Origin of the sequence: Haladaptatus sp. DJG-WS-42 (genome assembly GCF_037198285.1) — an archaeon.
Lineage (GTDB): Archaea > Halobacteriota > Halobacteria > Halobacteriales > Halococcaceae > QDMS2.
Genome location: NZ_CP147243.1, coordinates 1,526,204 through 1,544,015 on the forward strand (window position 1 = coordinate 1,526,204; position 17,812 = coordinate 1,544,015).

22 protein-coding genes and 1 tRNA gene are annotated in these 17,812 nt (G+C 62.1%); 16 read left to right on the forward strand and 7 right to left on the reverse strand.

The features are described from left to right. Positions 1-71: 71 nt before the first annotated feature. The 5 genes from V5N47_RS08415 to V5N47_RS08435 all read left to right on the forward strand — a co-directional run bounded on the left by V5N47_RS08415 (position 72) and on the right by V5N47_RS08435 (position 4,055). Positions 72-617, forward strand: a complete 546-nt coding sequence (locus V5N47_RS08415; RefSeq protein WP_338726823.1) for a CDP-2,3-bis-(O-geranylgeranyl)-sn-glycerol synthase — start codon at positions 72-74, stop codon at positions 615-617. Positions 618-978: 361 nt separating this feature from the next. Further along, positions 979-1,695, forward strand: a complete 717-nt coding sequence (locus tag V5N47_RS08420) for a phosphoribosyltransferase family protein (protein WP_338726825.1) — start codon at positions 979-981, stop codon at positions 1,693-1,695. Positions 1,696-1,777: 82 nt separating this feature from the next. Next, complete coding sequence (locus V5N47_RS08425; RefSeq protein WP_338726827.1) at positions 1,778-3,217, forward strand: NCS2 family permease; 1,440 nt, start codon at positions 1,778-1,780, stop codon at positions 3,215-3,217. Positions 3,218-3,285: 68 nt separating this feature from the next. Then, a complete protein-coding gene (locus tag V5N47_RS08430) occupies positions 3,286-3,531 on the forward strand; it encodes a glutathione S-transferase N-terminal domain-containing protein (protein WP_338726828.1) in 246 nt (81 codons plus the stop codon). A 119-nt stretch (positions 3,532-3,650) separates the two neighbouring features. Then, on the forward strand, positions 3,651-4,055 hold the full coding sequence (locus tag V5N47_RS08435) for an SHOCT domain-containing protein (RefSeq protein ID WP_338726830.1): 405 nt from the start codon (positions 3,651-3,653) through the stop codon (positions 4,053-4,055). On the opposite strand, the gene V5N47_RS08440 is transcribed toward V5N47_RS08435, so the two are convergent. Then, positions 4,056-5,015 (reverse strand): transcriptional regulator, encoded by a 960-nt coding sequence (locus V5N47_RS08440; protein WP_338726832.1) that lies wholly within the window; start codon positions 5,013-5,015, stop codon positions 4,056-4,058. It lies immediately after the preceding gene. Between the two features lie 148 nt (positions 5,016-5,163). Between V5N47_RS08440 and V5N47_RS08445 the strand changes: the two genes are divergently transcribed. Further along, the gene (locus V5N47_RS08445; protein ID WP_338726834.1) at positions 5,164-6,426 is read left to right on the forward strand and encodes a tRNA(Ile)(2)-agmatinylcytidine synthase; all 1,263 of its coding nucleotides are present in this window, start codon (positions 5,164-5,166) and stop codon (positions 6,424-6,426) included. Between the two features lie 166 nt (positions 6,427-6,592). Further along, positions 6,593-6,826, forward strand: a complete 234-nt coding sequence (locus V5N47_RS08450) for a hypothetical protein (RefSeq protein ID WP_338726836.1) — start codon at positions 6,593-6,595, stop codon at positions 6,824-6,826. Positions 6,827-6,947: 121 nt separating this feature from the next. On the opposite strand, the gene V5N47_RS08455 is transcribed toward V5N47_RS08450, so the two are convergent. The 3 genes from V5N47_RS08455 to V5N47_RS08465 are packed head-to-tail and all read right to left on the reverse strand — an operon-like array spanning position 6,948 to position 9,195. Further along, positions 6,948-7,106, reverse strand: coding sequence for a hypothetical protein (locus tag V5N47_RS08455; protein ID WP_338726838.1), 159 nt, complete (start codon positions 7,104-7,106; stop codon positions 6,948-6,950). A 50-nt stretch (positions 7,107-7,156) separates the two neighbouring features. After that, the gene (locus V5N47_RS08460; RefSeq protein WP_338726840.1) at positions 7,157-8,239 is read right to left on the reverse strand and encodes a threonine synthase; all 1,083 of its coding nucleotides are present in this window, start codon (positions 8,237-8,239) and stop codon (positions 7,157-7,159) included. Next, complete coding sequence (locus V5N47_RS08465; RefSeq protein WP_338726842.1) at positions 8,239-9,195, reverse strand: succinylglutamate desuccinylase/aspartoacylase family protein; 957 nt, start codon at positions 9,193-9,195, stop codon at positions 8,239-8,241. Before V5N47_RS08465 ends, V5N47_RS08460 begins: the two co-directional genes overlap by 1 nt. Before the next feature lie 88 nt (positions 9,196-9,283). Between V5N47_RS08465 and V5N47_RS08470 the strand changes: the two genes are divergently transcribed. Then, complete coding sequence (locus tag V5N47_RS08470; RefSeq protein WP_338726843.1) at positions 9,284-9,541, forward strand: hypothetical protein; 258 nt, start codon at positions 9,284-9,286, stop codon at positions 9,539-9,541. On the opposite strand, the gene V5N47_RS08475 is transcribed toward V5N47_RS08470, so the two are convergent. Beyond that, a complete protein-coding gene (locus V5N47_RS08475) occupies positions 9,517-10,746 on the reverse strand; it encodes a TrkA C-terminal domain-containing protein (RefSeq protein ID WP_338726844.1) in 1,230 nt (409 codons plus the stop codon). The two genes, V5N47_RS08470 and V5N47_RS08475, sit on opposite strands and share 25 nt — an antisense overlap. Before the next feature lie 103 nt (positions 10,747-10,849). On the opposite strand from V5N47_RS08475, the gene citZ reads away from it, so the two are divergent. The 3 genes from citZ to ilvA all read left to right on the forward strand — a co-directional run bounded on the left by citZ (position 10,850) and on the right by ilvA (position 13,930). Further along, complete coding sequence (gene citZ, locus V5N47_RS08480; RefSeq protein ID WP_338726846.1) at positions 10,850-11,992, forward strand: citrate synthase; 1,143 nt, start codon at positions 10,850-10,852, stop codon at positions 11,990-11,992. Positions 11,993-12,050: 58 nt separating this feature from the next. Continuing rightward, positions 12,051-12,443, forward strand: coding sequence for a gamma-glutamylcyclotransferase family protein (locus V5N47_RS08485; protein WP_338726847.1), 393 nt, complete (start codon positions 12,051-12,053; stop codon positions 12,441-12,443). Positions 12,444-12,718: 275 nt separating this feature from the next. Continuing rightward, positions 12,719-13,930, forward strand: a complete 1,212-nt coding sequence (ilvA, locus tag V5N47_RS08490; protein WP_338726848.1) for a threonine ammonia-lyase — start codon at positions 12,719-12,721, stop codon at positions 13,928-13,930. On the opposite strand, the gene V5N47_RS08495 is transcribed toward ilvA, so the two are convergent. Together V5N47_RS08495 and V5N47_RS08500 are read right to left on the reverse strand one after the other, a co-directional pair. Continuing rightward, entirely contained in the window at positions 13,906-14,868 is a 963-nt protein-coding gene (locus V5N47_RS08495; protein ID WP_338726849.1) for a patatin-like phospholipase family protein, read from the reverse strand. The genes ilvA and V5N47_RS08495 overlap by 25 nt on opposite strands. Then, positions 14,861-15,721 carry an SDR family NAD(P)-dependent oxidoreductase gene (locus V5N47_RS08500; RefSeq protein WP_338726850.1) on the reverse strand — a complete coding sequence of 287 codons (861 nt, stop codon included), beginning with the start codon at positions 15,719-15,721 and terminating at the stop codon, positions 14,861-14,863. Before V5N47_RS08500 ends, V5N47_RS08495 begins: the two co-directional genes overlap by 8 nt. A 96-nt stretch (positions 15,722-15,817) precedes the next feature. Here V5N47_RS08500 and V5N47_RS08505 point away from each other — a divergent pair, with 96 nt between their 5' ends. The 5 genes from V5N47_RS08505 (at position 15,818) to V5N47_RS08525 (ending at position 17,683) form a co-directional block, all read left to right on the forward strand. Then, a complete protein-coding gene (locus V5N47_RS08505; RefSeq protein ID WP_338726851.1) occupies positions 15,818-16,198 on the forward strand; it encodes a Rid family detoxifying hydrolase in 381 nt (126 codons plus the stop codon). A 10-nt stretch (positions 16,199-16,208) separates the two neighbouring features. Continuing rightward, entirely contained in the window at positions 16,209-16,415 is a 207-nt protein-coding gene (locus V5N47_RS08510) for a hypothetical protein (protein ID WP_338726853.1), read from the forward strand. Positions 16,416-16,444: 29 nt separating this feature from the next. Beyond that, positions 16,445-16,526: transfer RNA gene (locus tag V5N47_RS08515), tRNA-Ser, on the forward strand. Positions 16,527-16,828: 302 nt separating this feature from the next. Then, positions 16,829-17,284 carry a hypothetical protein gene (locus V5N47_RS08520; RefSeq protein WP_338726855.1) on the forward strand — a complete coding sequence of 152 codons (456 nt, stop codon included), beginning with the start codon at positions 16,829-16,831 and terminating at the stop codon, positions 17,282-17,284. A gap of 45 nt (positions 17,285-17,329) precedes the next feature. Further along, positions 17,330-17,683, forward strand: coding sequence for a DUF5518 domain-containing protein (locus tag V5N47_RS08525; RefSeq protein WP_338726857.1), 354 nt, complete (start codon positions 17,330-17,332; stop codon positions 17,681-17,683). The last annotated feature ends 129 nt before the right edge of the window (positions 17,684-17,812 follow it).

Here is a 17,812-nt window from a genome sequence, read left to right on the forward strand (position 1 = left end):
ATGTTGCTTTTCGTCCGTGACAGATGAAAAACACCCCCGATTAAGGTAGCCGCCTGAGTCAGAGCAGACATATGGGTATCTTTGCGGTGATTGCGATTGCCTTCTGGGCGATGTTGCCTGCCTACATTCCCAACAATGCCGCCGTCCTCTTTGGCGGTGGCCCGCCCATCGACGGTGGCCGGACGTTGAACGGGAAGCGCATCCTCGGCGACGGGAAAACGTGGCGCGGCACCGCCGCTGGCACTGTCATCGGCATCCTCGTCGCCCTTCTGCTCAACGCCATCCGTCCCACGCTCAACCACCAACTCGACTTCATGCTCCCGGCGTTCCCGCTCGTCGCCGGATTCACGCTCGCCTTCGGCGCAATGCTCGGTGACATCCTCGCGTCGTTCATCAAACGCCGCTTCGGGCGCGAACGCGGCGCGGCATTTCCGCTGCTCGACCAACTCGACTTCGTCGTCGTCGCCCTCATCTTGACGTTCTTCGTCACTCCCGGCTGGTTCAAACAGACCTTCACGCTCTCCGTCGTCGTGGCCGTCCTCATCCTCACCCCGCTCCTTCACGTCATCACCAACGTGATTGCCTATTTGTTGGGGCTGAAAAACGAGCCCTACTAGAGCGCATCTTTTTACAACTCGGGTTCGACAGAGGCGAACCGCTCGTTGCAAAACCATGCTCTGGCGAATCGAAGATTCGCGGAGGCAGCGAGACGCACAGCGTCTCGCCCGCCCTGAAAAGGCCGAATGCGCCGCTGGCGCATTCGGATGCTGTGCCAGACGACTTCCGCACTGCAACCGCACCGCACAGCACTACAATCAACGCAGCACAGCACCGCAATCGCACCGCAACCGCCGCACAGCCGCTCACCACCTCTCATAACCCCAACACGACGCGACCATGCTAATGCACATCAATGGTTACTTCCAGCGTGCCATCCCATCGATGTATTCATAACTGTGCAACCATGAGGTACAGGGCATGAATCGAGCGGAGAAAGCCGCAATCCAGTTGCAGGCGGTCGCCGTCCTCCGAATGCTCAAACAGAGTCGGACGTACGACGAACTCGCCGACCTCACCGGCCTCCCCGCCGGTGACCTGAATCGCTACGTCAACGGTCACGTCCTCCCCGGCGTCGAACGCGCCCGCGAGGTCGTCCGCGGCGTCGGCCACGACGAACTCGCCCGCGAACTCCACGCCCGCATCCGCGTGGACAGCGAGGGCTACGTCGATAACTCCGGCGTCGTCTTCGACCAGTCGTTCCTCGACCTCGTCGCCCCCATCGCCGCTGACACCTTCGAATTTGAAACCCCCGATGTCGTGCTCACGGCCGCAACCGACGGCATCACGCTCGCCGCCGCGATGGCGAGCTACTTCGGCGCGCGCCTCGCGTACGCGAAGAAATCGAAAGAAACCGCCGTAGAGGAGTTCATCGAAGCCCGCCAGCGCCTCCAGTCGGGCATCGAACTCACCTACTACCTCCCAACCTCTGCCATCGACGCGAACGACACGGTGCTCGTCGTAGACGACCTCATCCGCTCTGGGGAGACCCAAGAACTCCTTCTCGACATCGCAGCGAGCGCGAACGCAGACGTCGGTGGTGTGTTTGCCCTCATTGCGGTTGGCGAAGAAGGCGTCTCCCGCGCCCGCGAACTCACGGATGCACCAGTCGGCGCGCTGACCCAACTCGAGCCCTAATTATACACGTTTGTGTTGATTTACGTGGCAGTGAGAGGATAACTTTTAAGTCAATTTCAGGCACTGTGCTTAAACGTGCATTATGGCGATAACTGACACAATTGCCGATTACTTCGGCTTCGAGGAACATAACACCGACCTCAGAACCGAGGTCATTGCCGGGCTTACGACGTTCCTCACGATGTCCTACATCGTGGTCGTCAACCCCGCGATTCTCAACCTCGCAATCGACGTCCCTGGGCGCACCGACGCACAAACATTCCAGATGATTGCTGTGGTCACGATGATCTCCGCCGCCATCGCAACGCTCGTGATGGCCTTCTACGCGAATCGGCCGTTCGCCCAAGCACCGGGCCTTGGGTTGAACGCCTTTTTCGCGTTCACGGTCGTCCTCGGCCTCGGCGTCCCGTGGCAGACCGCGCTCGCCGCGGTCGTCGTCGAAGGTATCCTGTTCATCGCGCTCACCGCTGTGGGCGCGCGTGAGTTCATCATCGGCCTGTTCCCCGAACCCGTCAAGTTCGCTGTCGGGACCGGTATTGGCCTCTTCCTTGCGATTATCGGCCTCGAAGCCATGCGCGTCGTTGCGGGTGACGCTGCGACGTTCGTCTCGTTCAACCCAGTGTTCGCCGCAGACCCAATCGCCATCATCTCCGCGGTGGGTCTGTTCGTCACGTTCGCGCTCTACGCCCGCGGCGTCCGTGGCTCCATCATCCTCGGCATCATCCTGACCACCGTCGCTGGCTATGTGGCTCACGCGATGGGCTACCGCGCGCTTCCAGCAGAGCAGGTTCCAGACGGAACCACGCTCGCCGCAGGTTCGCTCGTCGGCTCCACGCAGGTCACCTACTCCGCAGCTGGCTACGACATCACGCCGCTCGTCGGCGCGTTCGTCCAAGGCTTCCAGAACGTCGACGCGCTTGCCTTCTCGCTCATCGTCTTCACGTTCTTCTTCGTGGACTTCTTCGACACCGCGGGCACGCTCACCGGCGTCGCCCAAGTCGCAGGCTTCCTCGACGAGGACGGCGACCTCCCCGACATCGACAAGCCACTCATGGCAGACGCAGTCGGGACGACGGCAGGTGGCATCCTCGGCACGTCGACAGTCACGACGTACATCGAATCCGCAACGGGCGTCGAAGAGGGCGGTCGCACGGGCATGACCGCGCTCGTCGTTGCGCTGTTGTTCCTCGCCTCACTCGCGCTCGTCCCGCTCGCCGCAGCCGTCCCGCTCTACGCTTCACACATCGCCCTTGTGGTGGTCGCGGTGCTCATGCTCCGCAACATCGCGGACGTCCAATGGGACAAGATTTCCCACGCCGTTCCGGCCGGGCTGACCATCCTCGTGATGCCGTTTACCTTCTCTATCGCCTACGGCATCGCCGCAGGCATCATCTCCTACCCGCTCGTGAAAGCCGCTACCGGCGAAGCACGCGACGTCCACGCAGGCCAGTGGATTCTCGCCGCATTGTTCGTATTCTACTTCTTCGTCCGCACGAGCGGCCTGCTCGCTGGCCAACTCTAAGCTCGTTGTTGTGTGCACGGTGCACACCTCCGCGTCCCTTTTTAGGAACGACTCCATAGATGGGGTCGATGGCGAATATCACCCTTTACGAACTTCCCGGCTGCCCGTTCTGTGCGAAAGTCACGAGCAAACTCGATGAACTTGGGCTTGCGTACGACACAATCAACGTCCCCTCCTCGCACGCAGAACGCACCGAAGTGGAGGAGGTAAGCGGTCAGACCGGCGTCCCCGTTATCGTAGACGAGGAACACGGTGTCTCCGGGATGGCAGAGAGCAGCGACATCGTCCAGTACTTAGAAGAAACCTACGCGTAAGCACTGTCTTCGCGGTCCCTGCTGGCGTTCGCCAACGCAACCCACACCCCCTTGTTTCGACTGGAACCCACTCCCAGTGACACCTGTGTTTTTACCCGTTTCACGCCAACGTACATCCAATGGGTTCAACGGTTCGGACACGCGCCGGAAAAAACGCCGCCGGTATCGCAAGCCTCCTCGTCACCGGCATCTGGCTCGCGGCGATGTTCACCGGGCAAAGCTGGTGGCTCGCGGCCATGCTGTTCGGCTACATCGTCGTCGTCCCCATCGTCGCCCTTCTCTTTGGCGATGACGAGGACGGCCTCGATACGTGGTGGGACGGCCAGTGGAACGACACGAGCGAGCAGGCGGAATCGGAGCCAACTGTAAACAACCGCGACGCGCTCGAAACGCTGCGAGACCGCTACGCACGCGGCGAACTCACCGACGAACAGTTCGAGCGCAAGCTAGAGCGCCTGCTCGATACGGACACGCTCGAAAGTGTAGAAGACCGGGCCGCCGTCCGTGACCGGCTGAAAGAGTAGTTAGGCCTCAGAGCCAGAGCGTTTCGTGCGCTCGTAGATGAGGTCGCGCAGGTCGTCCGGGTCGTCGATGCGTTCGATTTCCTGTTGTTCGATGATGGCCGTGTGCTTGACCGAATCGCGCTTTGCGCGGTCAACGACGTACACGGACCGAGTCTGGGTGACTTTGCCGAGCGAACTCATGATGCGAGCGCGCTTTTCTGCGGTTTTCGTGAACGCAGAGTGGCCCGTGAGGACGCGGTCTTCGCGGTTGTCCGTCTCGCTTACGGCTTTGAAGGGGGCACGGGCGGTCGGGTGGACTTGGAAGCCAACCCGCGTGAGCGCGCTCACGAAGTGCGCGTCGTCGGGGTCTACGGCCTCTTCGGCCTGCCGTTCTTCCTTTGCAAGTTCCTCTGCGAGCATCTCGACGGGCGTCGTGAGCGGGCGGTTGAACAGCTCTTCTAAGTGGGCGGCGACTTCGACGCTCGCGTTCATGCCGTCTTCGTACTTTGACACCGTGCGCCGAGAGACACCGAGCTCGGTGGCGAGCTGTCCGAGGCTCCAGCCACGCTCTTCGCGGGCGTCTGCGAGCACTTCCTCGTCGATGTTCACGTAGAGGCCACCGGGTGCGGCGTAGATGAGCGGTGGAACGCCCTCGACGAAGAAGTCCATCGCGGTGTCGGGGCTGATGACGGGGACGCCGTGGCGGAAATAGACGACGCCCGGTTTCAGGTCTTCGTCGCGGGTTCGGAGGCCGAGGACGAGCGGTGTCGCGTCCAAGAACCGTCCGAGGCGGCGCATCTCGATGCCCGTGTGTGCGTCTAAGGCGTCGATGTTGCCGAGAATCTTGACCAGAATGAGGTCATCGTGCCGGCGGGCCGCCACGTCGAAGCTTTTCGGACGGATGGCACACCGGTCGCTCACCGTAAAGCCCGCATCGGCGAGCATTGCGGTCACGTTCTCGACCAGTGCTGACCGTGACATGGACAATAATAAGCCAGTCCTGCCATATATGCGTTGTGCCACCCGAAAACCCACGCCTTCGGTCGATTCACCTGGTTTGTGGGGATAGATTCATATATTCCGTCGCCGGGTCGAAACCGAGAAATTCGAGCGCCGGTAACCCCCTCGCGTGACGCTCGTTGGCCTCGACGACACCGATTCGAGAGAACGCGGGATGTGTACGACCTACGCCGCCGCCCGGATTGCCGGTCGCATCCGCGAGGCCGACGGGCACGTCGCTCGCCTGCTGCTCATCCGGCTGAATCCAGCCGTGAAACACAAAACGCGCGGGAACGCTGCGCTCTGTATCCACACCGACTGCGACCCCGAAACGGCGTTCGAACTCGCCCGCGACGAAATCGAGGCTTCTGCAGAAACCGCCGACCCGCGCACGAATCCAGGACTCGTCGTTTCTCAGACAGACACCGTCTCCGACGCCGTCAAAGCGTTCGCCCGCGACGCCGTCACGGCGTTTCACGACACCGAAGCCGCTCGGAAACTCATCGAAAAAGAGGGCTTGTTGTCTGCGGAATGGAAGCGCGGGCGCGGCCTCATCGGCGCGCTCGCTGCCGTCGGGGCGTGGGACGCCTTCTCTGCGTGGACGTACGAATACATCTCGTATCGGCCCCGCGAGCGGTGGGGAACCGAGCGCGACATCGACTACGATTCGGTGTTTGCGGCCGCGAAAACGGGCTATCCCGCAGTCTGGGACACGGTTGACGAGGTCGAAGGACAAGCCGTCTGTGTGCCGCACACGCCCGGCCCCATCCTCCACGGGATTCGCGGCGACGACCCTGCTGCTGTCCGGGAGGTTGCCCACGCCATCGAGAGCGAACCAGTCGAACAAACTGCCCTCTTCACGACGAATCAGGGCACCGACGCCCACCTCAAAGCGGGAACCATTTCCACTGCAAAAAACGGCCATGCGTACCGCCTTCCAGGCCGTGTTATCACTCCACCAGAAACGAAGGAAGGAGGGCACGTCTTTTTTGACATTGAATCAGGTGGCGACCGCCTCCAGTGTGCCGCATTCGAGCCTACAAAGCGGTTCCGTGACCGCGTGCGCGCCCTCCGCGTGGGCGACGACCTCGTGGTGTGTGGCGAACTCAGCCGAGACACGCTGAAACTCGAAAAGTTCGCCGTTCGCGAGTTGAACACGACCGCGCTCGAAACGCCAGAATGCCCCACCTGCGGCCGACGAATGAAGTCTGCAGGCGCGAAGCAAGGCTATCGCTGCCGGGACTGTAACACGAGCGCGCCGGGCAAAGTCGAAGTGTCTGTCGCGCGCAATATCGAGCACGGGTGGTACGAGGTGCCGCCGTGTGCACGACGACATATCGCCAAACCATTAGTTCGTGGTGGCTTCGAGTGTGAAACCCACACAGAGCGCTGACTGCGTGCGTTTTTGGGTGTCTCTTGCATCGTCTTGCAGACTGTTTCAGATCGTTCTCGTCTTTAGAACGGAATTAACGGTCTGCTTAGCCAGTGTATAGGTATGGTGGGAGGGGTACTTGGCTTTGGTACGCGTCGATGACCCGACGTGAACGGAGACCCCAACCATGAGCGGAAACGAATACGATCTCAGCAACTCCGGATGGACGAATGGCGCTGAAACCCAGTCGTTTACCTCGCGTAACCGCTGGCCCGAGTTCGACCTCGATTACACCATCGAGTCGAACGGCCCACGCGAAGAGTGCACCGTGTACCCACGCGAGGCGACCGAAGACGCGCTGATGACCCAGTGGATTACGGCGTCCGAGGGGTCTTTCGTCGACGTAACGGACGCTCGCTGAACCGAGTCCCTCACTTCGGCCCTTCCCCAACCCGGCTCCCCGTCGGGGAGGCCGGTACCCCCTATCGGTTGCATCGCCCCGGCCGCGCCCCCACGCGGCTGTGAACCAAACACAGCGCACCCTACTGCGCTCCATCGAAGGCGTCGCCAGCGCCTTCGTTGTCTGCCATGCCACTGCGCTGCTGGCGCGCTCGCCACCGCTCACCACGGTGGCGTTCAGTACCGACCAAATCCCCTTGGCCGGTTCTCGGCGGCTGCCACCGCCGCCACGGCCGTTCCATCCGTGGCCCGCGCCAGCAGGTACACACCTACTTCCTGAGCGATAGCGGAATCATTCCATCTTCAGTCCGCTCCCGGTGAGTGGGACGACTACGTCATCGCTGTCGTCGATAGCTCCGCGTTCACGATACGCCGCCAGACCGGCCGTCGCGCTCGCGCACGTCGGTTCGACGTAGAAGCCCGCGCGGTGGAGGCGGTCGAGTTCGACTTCCGTTTCCGGGGCTTCGACGGCAATCGCGTCGCCGCCGGTGGCTTCGATAGCGGCGAGGAGCTGGGCTTTGCGGGCGGGGTCGCGTATCTGAATCCCGTCTGCAACGTCGTTTTCGGCGTCTGACGGTCCGTGCAGCTCCTCGGCTATCGGGGCGAATCCGGCGGCCTGTGCGCCCAATAAACGAGGCATTTCATCCGTCCAGCCCGCATCAAGCAGGGCTTTAAAGCCGCGGTACGCGCCCAAAAACAGCGTTCCGTGACCGAGTGGCAACACGACCGCGTCGGGCACGTCCCAGTCGCGCTGGGCGGCGAGTTCGAAGGCGACGGTCTGGGTTCCGGCGAAGAAGGCCGGGTTCCACGCGTGGCTTGCATACCAGCCCTCGCCGCGTTCGACCGCCTCGATGCAGGCGTCGGTGACGGCTCCACGGCCGCCTTCTATGGGCACGACGGTCGCCCCGGCGCGCTTGATGGCGCGGCGCTTTGCGGGTTTCACGTCTGCGGGCACGTAGATCTCCGCGTCGATGCCCGCGCGAGCGGCGTAGGTGGCGATTGCCGCACCCGCGTTCCCCGAGGAGTCTTCGATGACGGTTTCGACACCTAACTGTTTGGCCCACGAGAGCGTCGTCGTCGCGCCTCGGTCTTTGAAACTCCCTGTCGGGAAGACGTACTCCAATTTAAACTGGGCGTCCCAGTCGGAGGCGTCTACGAGCGGCGTCCAGCCCTCGCCGAGCGTGACGCGCGGCTCCATGGGGAGAAACTCCTGAAATGTCCAGAGGCCGGGTCGCGTATCGAGCGCCGTGGGGTCGGGTGCGGGCCTGTCGGGAAGCGGTCGGTCTGCGAAATCGAGGGCGTGACCACACACACAGCGCCACGGCTCGTCGGGGCCAGCGTCGGAGGTTCGATTACAAGACGTGCAGGCGTACATCAGATTTCGTCGATATCGACGCCGACCGAACAGACGTACTCGCCGGTTGCGACCTGTGGGAGGCGGCGGGTTCGCCAGAAGATGCCGTCGGTGTCGGCTTCGATGGTGTCCTTTCTGGTGCCGAACACGTCGGTGATGCGAAACAGCGTGTCGCCCGCCCGTACTCGGTCGCCAAGGTCTTTCTCGAAGCTCACGAGGCCGCCAGAGGGCGCGCCAAACTGGCGAAAGCCACGCGCGCGAGTTTGGGGTTCTACGTCCACGTCGCCGTCTAAAAAGCCGTAGTAGCGAAGCACGTTGTAGATGCCGCGGACGCCAAGCCCGATGCTCTGTTCGTCCCAACCAACCGCGCCCCCGAGTTCGGGGTCGATGGTCGGGATGCCCTTGTCGGGGGCGGCGCGGGCGAGTTGGCCGTTCGGGCCTTTCTGGTCTAAGATGTGCCCACAGCCGAACACGCGGGCGAGTTCGAGACACTCGTCGTGCATGTGGTGGCGGCGACCACACCGGACGCGGGTTTCGTTTATCATCCGGCTGGTCGAGCCTTGGTGGAGGTCGAGAATGTAGTCTGCGCGACTCGCGACTTCGAAGGTGGCGGCGGCAATCCGTTCTGAAGAGGTGCCGCGTTTGTCGCCGGGATACGCCCGGTTCATTTTCGTATCGTCGATTGGATTTCTGTGCTGTGCGACCTGAAAGCCGTGATAATTGACGATGCCGACGAGGAGAATCGTGCCAGCGAGTTCGGTCGGGTCGAGCTGTGGAACAAGCGTCTTCAACACACCAACGCCGTTCAGTTCGTCACCATCACTCGCCGCCTGAATGTAGAGCGTGTCCCCCTCGGCAGCCCCGTTTATCACGGCGACAGGGAGCCGAAGCGGGCTGCCATCGCGGAGTTCGCCAACGGCTAAGCGACCGACATCCATCTCACCAGGAGCGGCCGCTGCCGTGCCGAGGGTCGTCATTACCCCTAGACGGCAACCCCACGCTCTTTAGATGTTCGGTATGCGGGAAACCAACGTGGTTTTTGCGCTCGCACTCGAAATTCCGCCTGTGACAGACGACCCGTCCCGCTCGCCGCGTGCGAACATGGTCGCCGCGCTCAACGTGCCACAGAACGCCCGGCGCGGCTTTGGCTTTGGCCTCGTTGCGACGCTCGCCCTCTTCGTCTTCTTCGTCCTCCTGCCGGGGACGTTCCGCTCGCCGGTGTTGTACGTCGCTCTCGGATTCGTGCTCGCCACGTCGCTCGGCGCGTTTGCGACGGTGATTCTCACGCTGATTTCGGCCTACAGGCTGTCGAGAGAGTCCTGACCGGCGAGTTGCGCGAGGCGTTCTGCGCCGGTTCGCGTCCCTTTTGCGATGAGCACGTCGCCGCTGTGAAGCGCCGTGAGCGGCCCCGGCGAGACGACCCACTCGTCTGGCACGCCGCGGGCGTCGTGGGTTTTGTTCCGCCGGTGGACGGCAATCACGCGCATCCCGGTTTCGGTTTTCACCATCTTATCGCGCAGGGTTACGCCGTCTAAGTCGCTTCCCTCGCCCACCGTCAGGCGGATGATGACCTCGTCGCTTTCGAGGACGGCCTGTTCGACCACGGGATGGGTGCCAAGCCCGCGTAGGACGCCTTCGCTGATTTCGAGTGCGGCGTCGCTGATGACTTCGGTCGAGCGCGCGAGGTGGACGAGACCGCGCAACTGGACGGGGTCTTCGACGCGACTCGCCGCCTGTAACACCCATGCCTCGAACCGGGACTGGAGCGCGTCCACTTCGGCTTCGAGTTCGACGACTTCCTCTGCGACTTCGGCGCTGTCGAACAGCACGGAGCCGTAGGCCAAATCCACGGCGAGTTCAGCCATGTTCTTCATCAGCACAATCGAGTCAACGGCGCGCTCTAGGTCTTCGATGCCGGGTTCTGGTGGGTTTGGCGGGACGTAGGCGCGGCCGCTCGCCTGTTCGTACACGCGCGAGACGCCGTCTTCCGGCCCGCGAAGCAACATCACGTCACCGGCTTCGAGTTTGGTTTCGTGGTCGGGATTCAGCAGCCAGGTGCCGCTGCGTCGGAGCGCGATGATGCGCACGCCGGTTTCGGTCTCGATGTTTTCGCCGCCGAGTGATTTCCCGTCGAGCGCAGCGTGTTCGGTGATGGTTACGCGCACCAGGGTTTCGACGGCTTCTGGAATCGCCGCCCGCATGGCGTCGGGCAGGCCGATGTCCTCTAAGACGATTTTGGCGATGTCGCCTGCGGCGTCGCTGATTTTCTCCGCTGCGCCGACGACGCCGAGCACGGGCGCGAGCGCCTCTGCGTCTTCGGGGCTACGCGCGGCCATGAGCAGGCTCATGCGCGCTTGCATCTGGAGGACGTCCATGCGTTCTTCTAAGACGAGCACCTCCTCTGCGACTTCGTCGCTGCCGAGCAACACGGCCGAGTAGGAGAGGTCGATGAGCAGCTCAGCGATGTCTTTCATCTCTGCAAGAACCTGCTTTACGCTAACCGGCTCATAGCCGACCTCATCGGACATACTCGGCAGTTTACTGGCACCGGCAAAAAACGTTGCCCGGAGCCTGCGGCAGTATGCGGACGAACAATAATGTTTTTCCCGGCAGGTAAGCTAGTGTCACGGTATGTCTGACGAGCTCAAGAAAGGGCTAGAAGGTGTGCTTGTTGCAGAGTCGTCACTTTCGTTTATTGACGGCGACGCAGGCAAGCTCGTCTATCGTGGCTATACAATCGAGGATCTCGCTCGAAATACAAGCTACGAAGAAGTACTCTACCTCCTCTGGCACGGTGAGCTGCCAACAGAGGACGAACTCGCCGGGTTCGCCGATGCGATGGCCACCGAACGCGAGGTTCCAGACGGCCTGCTTGCCGAAGTCCGCGAACTCGCAGAGCAGGACGAAGAGCCGATGGCAGCCCTCAGGACGCTCGTCTCCGCACTCTCCGCCTACGACCCTGACGCGAACGCCGACGTTGACCCAACCGACGTTGACGCGAACCTCCGCAAGGCACGGCGCATCACCGCGAAGATTCCGACCCTCCTCGCGGCGTACAACCGCATCCGCAACGGGAACGACCCTGTCTCCCCGCGCCAAGACCTCTCGCATGCGGCGAACTTCCTCTACATGCTGAACGACGAGGAACCGAACGACGTCTTAGAAGACGTGTTCGACCAGGCGCTCGTGCTCCACGCAGACCACGGCCTGAACGCCTCGACGTTCTCCGCGATGGTGACGGCCTCGACGCTCACCGACCTTCACAGCGCGATTACGAGCGCGATTGGCACGCTCGCTGGCAGCCTCCACGGCGGCGCGAACGCGAACGTGATGAAGATGCTGAAAGAAGTAGACGACAGCGGCAAAGAGCCGACCCAATGGGTCACAGACGCCCTCGAAAACGGCCGTCGCGTCCCCGGCTTCGGCCACCGCGTCTACAACGTCAAAGACCCGCGCGCAAACATTCTCGGCGAGCAGTCTGAATCGCTCGGCGAGGCCGCAGGCGACCTGAAGTGGTACAACTACTCCGTCGCCATCGAGGAGTACGTGGGCGGGGAGAAGGGCCTCGCGCCGAACGTTGACTTCTACTCCGCGACGACGTACTACCAGATGGGCATCCCAATCGACATCTACACGCCAATCTTCGCCATGTCCCGGGCCGGTGGCTGGATTGCGCACGTCTTAGAGCAGTACGAGGACAACCGCCTCATCCGCCCACGCGCTCGCTACGTCGGCGCAGAAGACCGCACGGTCGCGCCGTTCGACGAGCGATAAGGCTTCGTCAGCTCATTTTCCCACAACGTGCAAGGCACCGGGTCGTGTAGCACCGCGTATGGATGTGTTCGTCTACGGCACGCTGACCGACCCCGATACGGTGAGCGAGGTGGTCTCCAGTTTTGAGTTCGTCTGCGATGCTCGTCTCGATGGTCTCCGGCGCGTCGAGGGGACCTACCCGACGCTCGCGCCTGCGCCCGGGAACTCGGTCGACGGGAAGCTCTTACGAACCGCTGACATCCGCTCGCTCGACGCCTACGAAGGGATAGAAAGCGGGCTGTACGTCCGGGTGAGCGTGCCCTGTGCAGACCAGTCGGTTGCGGTGTACGTTGGCGACCCCGGTCGACTCGACGTCGCAGAACCAGTCAAGTGGCCCGGTGACGGCTCGTTCGAGGCGCGCGTGCACCGCTACCTCGCGGAACACGCGGTGTGCGTTCGTGAAATCGCGTAACCTGTCAGCTTCCGAGCAGTCAGACGTCAGACGCGACCTGAATGACACGTGGCCGACGAGCGTCTGACACCTGGTTCGAAGCGGCGTAGTCTACCGATTTCACTTTCACTCCGCCTCCCAATCCTTTATATTCCCTCCCTGCTCTCATCCAGATGCAGTCATACGCTTTGGGACCGCGTCCCCCATCCCCTGGGAATGCTCAGTCCCTATCCCCCCTACTTTACCATTCGAGAGCCACAGGCAACCGTTAATGTGGCGGGCAAGCAACCACCAGTATGCTCGAACTTGCTGACGTAATCGAGGCCCGAGAGCGGGTCGAGGCGGTCGCCCGCCACACACCGCTCGACTATTCTCACACGTTCTCCGATATCACCGGCGCGACGGTACATCTCAAACTCGAAACCTTCCAGCGCACTGGCTCGTTCAAGATTCGCGGTGCGTCGAACCGAATCGCCACGCTCTCACCCGATGAAAAAGAGGCGGGCGTCGTCACCGCGAGCGCCGGAAATCACGCACAGGGCGTCGCCCTCGCCGCAACGCGAAACGGCGTTGACGCGAAAATCGTGATGCCCGAGTACGCGCCTATCTCGAAGGTCAAGGCCACGCGCGCCTACGGCGCGGAGGTCGTCCTCCACGGCAAAGACTACGACGAGGCCGCAGAGAAGGCCCACGAAATAGAGCGCGAGGAAGGGCGCTGCTACGTCCACGCCTTCGACGACGAGAAGGTGATGGCCGGACAGGGAACCATTGGCTTAGAAATCTACGACGACCTCCCCGAAGTCGATACGGTCGTGGTGGGCATCGGCGGCGGCGGCCTCATCGCCGGCATCGCAACCGCGCTCAAGGCGAAAAATCCGGATATTCGCGTCATCGGCGTCCAAGCAGAAGGGGCCTCAAGCGTCGCCCAATCGCTCGAAAAAGGGTCGGTTCAGCAGATAGACAGCGTCGATACCATCGCCGACGGCATCGCCACCCGAAGCGTTGGCGAACAGACGTTCGACGTCATCGAAGAGCGCGTCGACGAGGTCGTCACGGTCTCTGACTCAGAGATTGCGGTCGCGCTCATCTCGCTGCTCGAACGCGGCAAGACGCTCGTCGAAGGTGCAGGCGCCGTCCCGCTCGCTGCGCTGCTCTCTGAGAAGTTCGACTACGAAGAAGACGAGGTCATCGTCCCCGCGCTCTGTGGCGGGAACATCGACCTGAACGTGCTCACGACGGTCATCATGCGCGGACTGGTCGAGACGGGGCGCTACCTGAAGATTCGCACCGTGCTCAAAGACCGCCCCGGCGCGCTCGAACGTCTCATCGAGGTCATCGCCGTCGAGAAGGCGAACATCTACGCCATCCAGCACGACCGCACCTCGCGCGACCTCGCGATGAACGCCGCAGAGGTCGAAGTAGACTTAGAGACGAGGGGACACGACCACGTCGCCGAGGTAGTGGCCGCGCTCGAACAGAACGGCTACGAAGTGGACGTCCTCATCTGAGCGACGAACGACCGCCCGCATTGCTCGCCGTGTTCGAGTAACTCTTCGATAAAGTCGGGCGAGCGGTCGAGTTTGGTCGCGCTCGGCAGTTCGCGTTTTAACTCGATTTTCCGGGTTCTGACGGGCTTGTAGTGCTCTTTGGGGAGGTGGCCCGCTTCGACCCATTCGTTTACCCGGTGGATAAAGCGCAACTCTTGGTTCATCGAAATATTTCCGGCCAACTCGTTGCGCCGGTCATGGATTTCTACCAGCGATTGTGGCTCGCCTTCGCGCACTTGCGGGTTTATCTGGATGACCCAAATTTCGTCTGGCTTTTCGCCGTCTCCGGTCATGAGGTCGTGAATCGGGGGGTTCTGACTGAACAGCCCGTCCCAGTGCCAGTGGCCGTGGATTTCGACCGCCGGAAACAGGGTTGGAATCGCCGTTGACGCGAGGATAGCGGCTTCTGAGATCGCCGCGTTCTCGAACGTTTCGAAGTCGCCCGCGTTCACGTTCACGGTTCCGACGACGAAGTTCGGCTGGCTGTCGTCGTAGAGGGCTGGGATGCGTTCGAAGTCGATGAATCGCTGGAGGGTCTCGCGGAGTTGGTCGTGGCCCCACCCCGACAGTGGGTGTCTGTACGGGCTGATTTCAGGGAGTGGGAACCCGCTGTTGCCAGCGCGCGTCCACGCAACCATCGAGTCGTTGACCCACTGGTCTATGCCCGGCTTCGCGGCGATATCGGCCCAGACGGCGTCGATGAGCCGACACGCCTCCTCGGGGCCGTCGGTGAGCAGGCCGTACCACGCGGCGAGCCCAGAGATGGCCCCGCCCGAGGTGCCAGAGAGGCCAGCGAGTTCGATGTCCGGTCGTTCGCTGAGGATGCCTTTGAGGACGCCACCGGTGAACGCGGTGTGGCTCCCGCCGCCCTGACACGCGATGGCGACGCGCTTACTCATAGGTGAGGGTCATGCCGCCGTCCCAGCGCAGGTCGCCTCCATCGAGGTGCTGGCCATACTGCGAGAAGCCGAAGGCAAAGAGGTTCGCCACGTCAACCGGCTCCATCATCTCCTTTACGCGACTGTGGCCGAGCATCACGTCTTCGACCACCTCGCGCTCGCTGATTCCCCGCTCGCGGGCGGAGTCAGGAACTTGCTTCGTGACGAGCGGTGTTTTGACGTAGGCCGTCGAGACGCTGAAGCTCCGAATTGTCCCCTCGCCCTCTGCGGCAATCGCTTGAGTCAGCCCACGGAGGGCGAACTTCGTCATGATGTAGACAGGCTTGTCTTTCGTGGCGACGTGGCCGTGTACCGAGGCCATATTCGCAATTGCGCCGACGCCGTCGTCGGCCTCGCGGATGTGTGGGAGGGCGCATTTCGTGAGCAAAAATGGCGCGCGAACCATCACGTTCTGCATCAGGTCGTAGGTCTCCATCGGGAACGTCTCGATGGGGTCGATGTGCTGGAGTCCGGCGATGTTCGCCACGTAGCGCAGTTGGCCCAACTCGGCGGCCGTCTCCACGAGCGCTTCGACGGCCGCGTCGTCGGTGAGGTTCACGTCGGCGGTTTCGATAGTTCCGGATGCCCTAACTTCGCCCGCGATGTCGACCGTCTCTGCGAGGCCCGCTTCGTCCATGTCGGTGGCGACGACGGTGAGGCCGTTTTTGGCGAGGGCGACGGCGGTGGCTCGGCCGATGCCGGAGGCCGCGCCGGTAACGATGGCCACCGATTTGTCGGTGAATCGGGGGTCTGTGAGGGTGAGAATCCGGTCTGCGGTCAGTTCGGGCGGCGAAAGCTCGTAGTCGGCTCCCATGTGTGTTCATTGATTCGTTGACACACCACGGGCGTAAACCTTCGGCGGCGACAAGACTCCTGCAGTTTTATCACGCTCGGCGTTGCGTTTCGGGACATGAAGGAAATCATCCACACCGACGAGGCTCCAGAAGCCGTCGGGGCGTACAGCCAAGCAACCACCAACGGTTCGCTCGTCTTCACGGCCGGGCAGATCCCCCTCACGCCGGACGGTGAACTGCTGGATGACGAACCCATCGACGTCCAAGCGCGTCAGTGCCTCGACAATCTGACCGCCGTCCTCGCGGAAGCAGGCGCGGAGATGAGCGACGTGCTCAAAGTCTCCGTCTTCCTCGATGACATCGACGACTTCGCCGAGATGAACGACACCTACGCGACCTACTTCGATGACGAACCACCGGCCCGGAGCGCCGTCGAAGTCGGCAACCTGCCAAAGGGCGTCGGCGTCGAAATCGAAGCCATCGCCTCCGTGGAGTAACGCCACTGCGATGCACCCCCGGACGAAAGCGAGCCTGCTGTGGGGCGTCGTTGGCGCACTCGCGTTTCTGGTGCTCGTCCAAGGGTACGAACTCCTCACCAGTCAGCCGGTTGACTTGCTGGTGAAGGGTGGCGTCGCGCTCCTCGTCTTTGTCGGCGCAACGGTGCTAACGAACCTCGCAGACCGCCGTCTCGCCGCCGGAAAAAGAAGGACTTAAACGCATCACGGGGATAGTCACGGACGCGAGCCAGGATGGCCGAACGGTAAGGCGCACGCCTGGAAAGCGTGTTCCCTTTCGGGATTCTGGGTTCAAATCCCAGTCCTGGCGTTTTCATCGATTCAGCTTTGAGAGCGACGCGACTCACGCGTCGCTCTCTCGTGGCGATGAAAACGGGGACTGGGATTTGAGCGGGAGTTGCGCGAACATCGCTAACGCGAGTTCGCGCAGGGTGAGTGCCTTCAAACTACGCTGAGCCACAGGCTCAGCGAGGTTCGCGAAACCAGTGGTTTCGCTCACTCCCAGTCCTGGCGTTTTCTCAACGCAACACCCCCAGCAGCGCGTCTACTTTCTTCTCGCCCACACCTGTTACCACTCCAACACTTAAACCACTCGTCTGAGAAATATCACACATGGTCCCCACCCTCCGCTCGCTGTTCCTCGGGTCGAAACAGCCTCGCTGGTTGTTCGTCGCGTTCCTCACCTGCGGCCTGTTCGCACTCACGTTCGCAGCCTACGCCGTTGGCCTGTTCAGAGTCACCGGTGGCGTTGTTTTCATTCCGTACGACGCCGCACTCGTCGGTGTGCTCGCCGCGTTCGGTGTCGGGTATGCACGGCGGGGGCTGCTTGTTGCGTGGATTTTCGCGTATGCTTCTCTTCTCGGCTACCTCGCAGACCACGCCTTTTTCGGCCTGTCGTACCGGCCATTTTTAGACCAACTCGGCTACTTCCTCCAGCTCGATGGACTCGCGTTTCTCGCGGTTGAGGCGCTCGTCTTGGGAACGCTCGCCTTCATCGTCGGCATGACAGTCAGTGCGGTCATCGCGTTCGTCCGTCGTGAGCGGCTCTCGTCGCCCCAGTCGCGCTAACACATCATCCAATAGACTATTCTCTGCTCCCCGCCTACTGCAGGTATGGCAGAGCAGAATATCTGGGTCAATGCGCTCATCGGCGCGGTCGTGGCGGTTCTTTTCTCGTGGATTCCCTTCTCGCCGGTGCTTGGCGGTGCCATCGCGGGGTATCTTCAGAAAGACGAGGGACTGAAAGTTGGGGCACTCTCGGGCGTGATTTCGGCGATTCCCATCATGGGCATTGCCTTCCTCTTTTTCGGCATCGTCTCGTTTTTCACCATCAGCGCTGGCGAGCCGGGGGGCGGGCTTGCGGTTGGCCTCATCGTCTGGGTCATCCTCTTTTTCGTGCTCCTCTACACCGTTGTGCTGAGCGCGGTCGGCGGCATCCTTGGCGTCTACATCGCAAAAGAAGCGTAAACTGCCCTGTTTCACTACTTAAATGAGCGGGTTAGGTCGGTGTCAGGCCGTGTGCACCGCCCACATAACTGGCGTTTTGACACCACTCTATCGCGTGATTTCCGGGGATAACGGGTCGCTCTGTGCCGA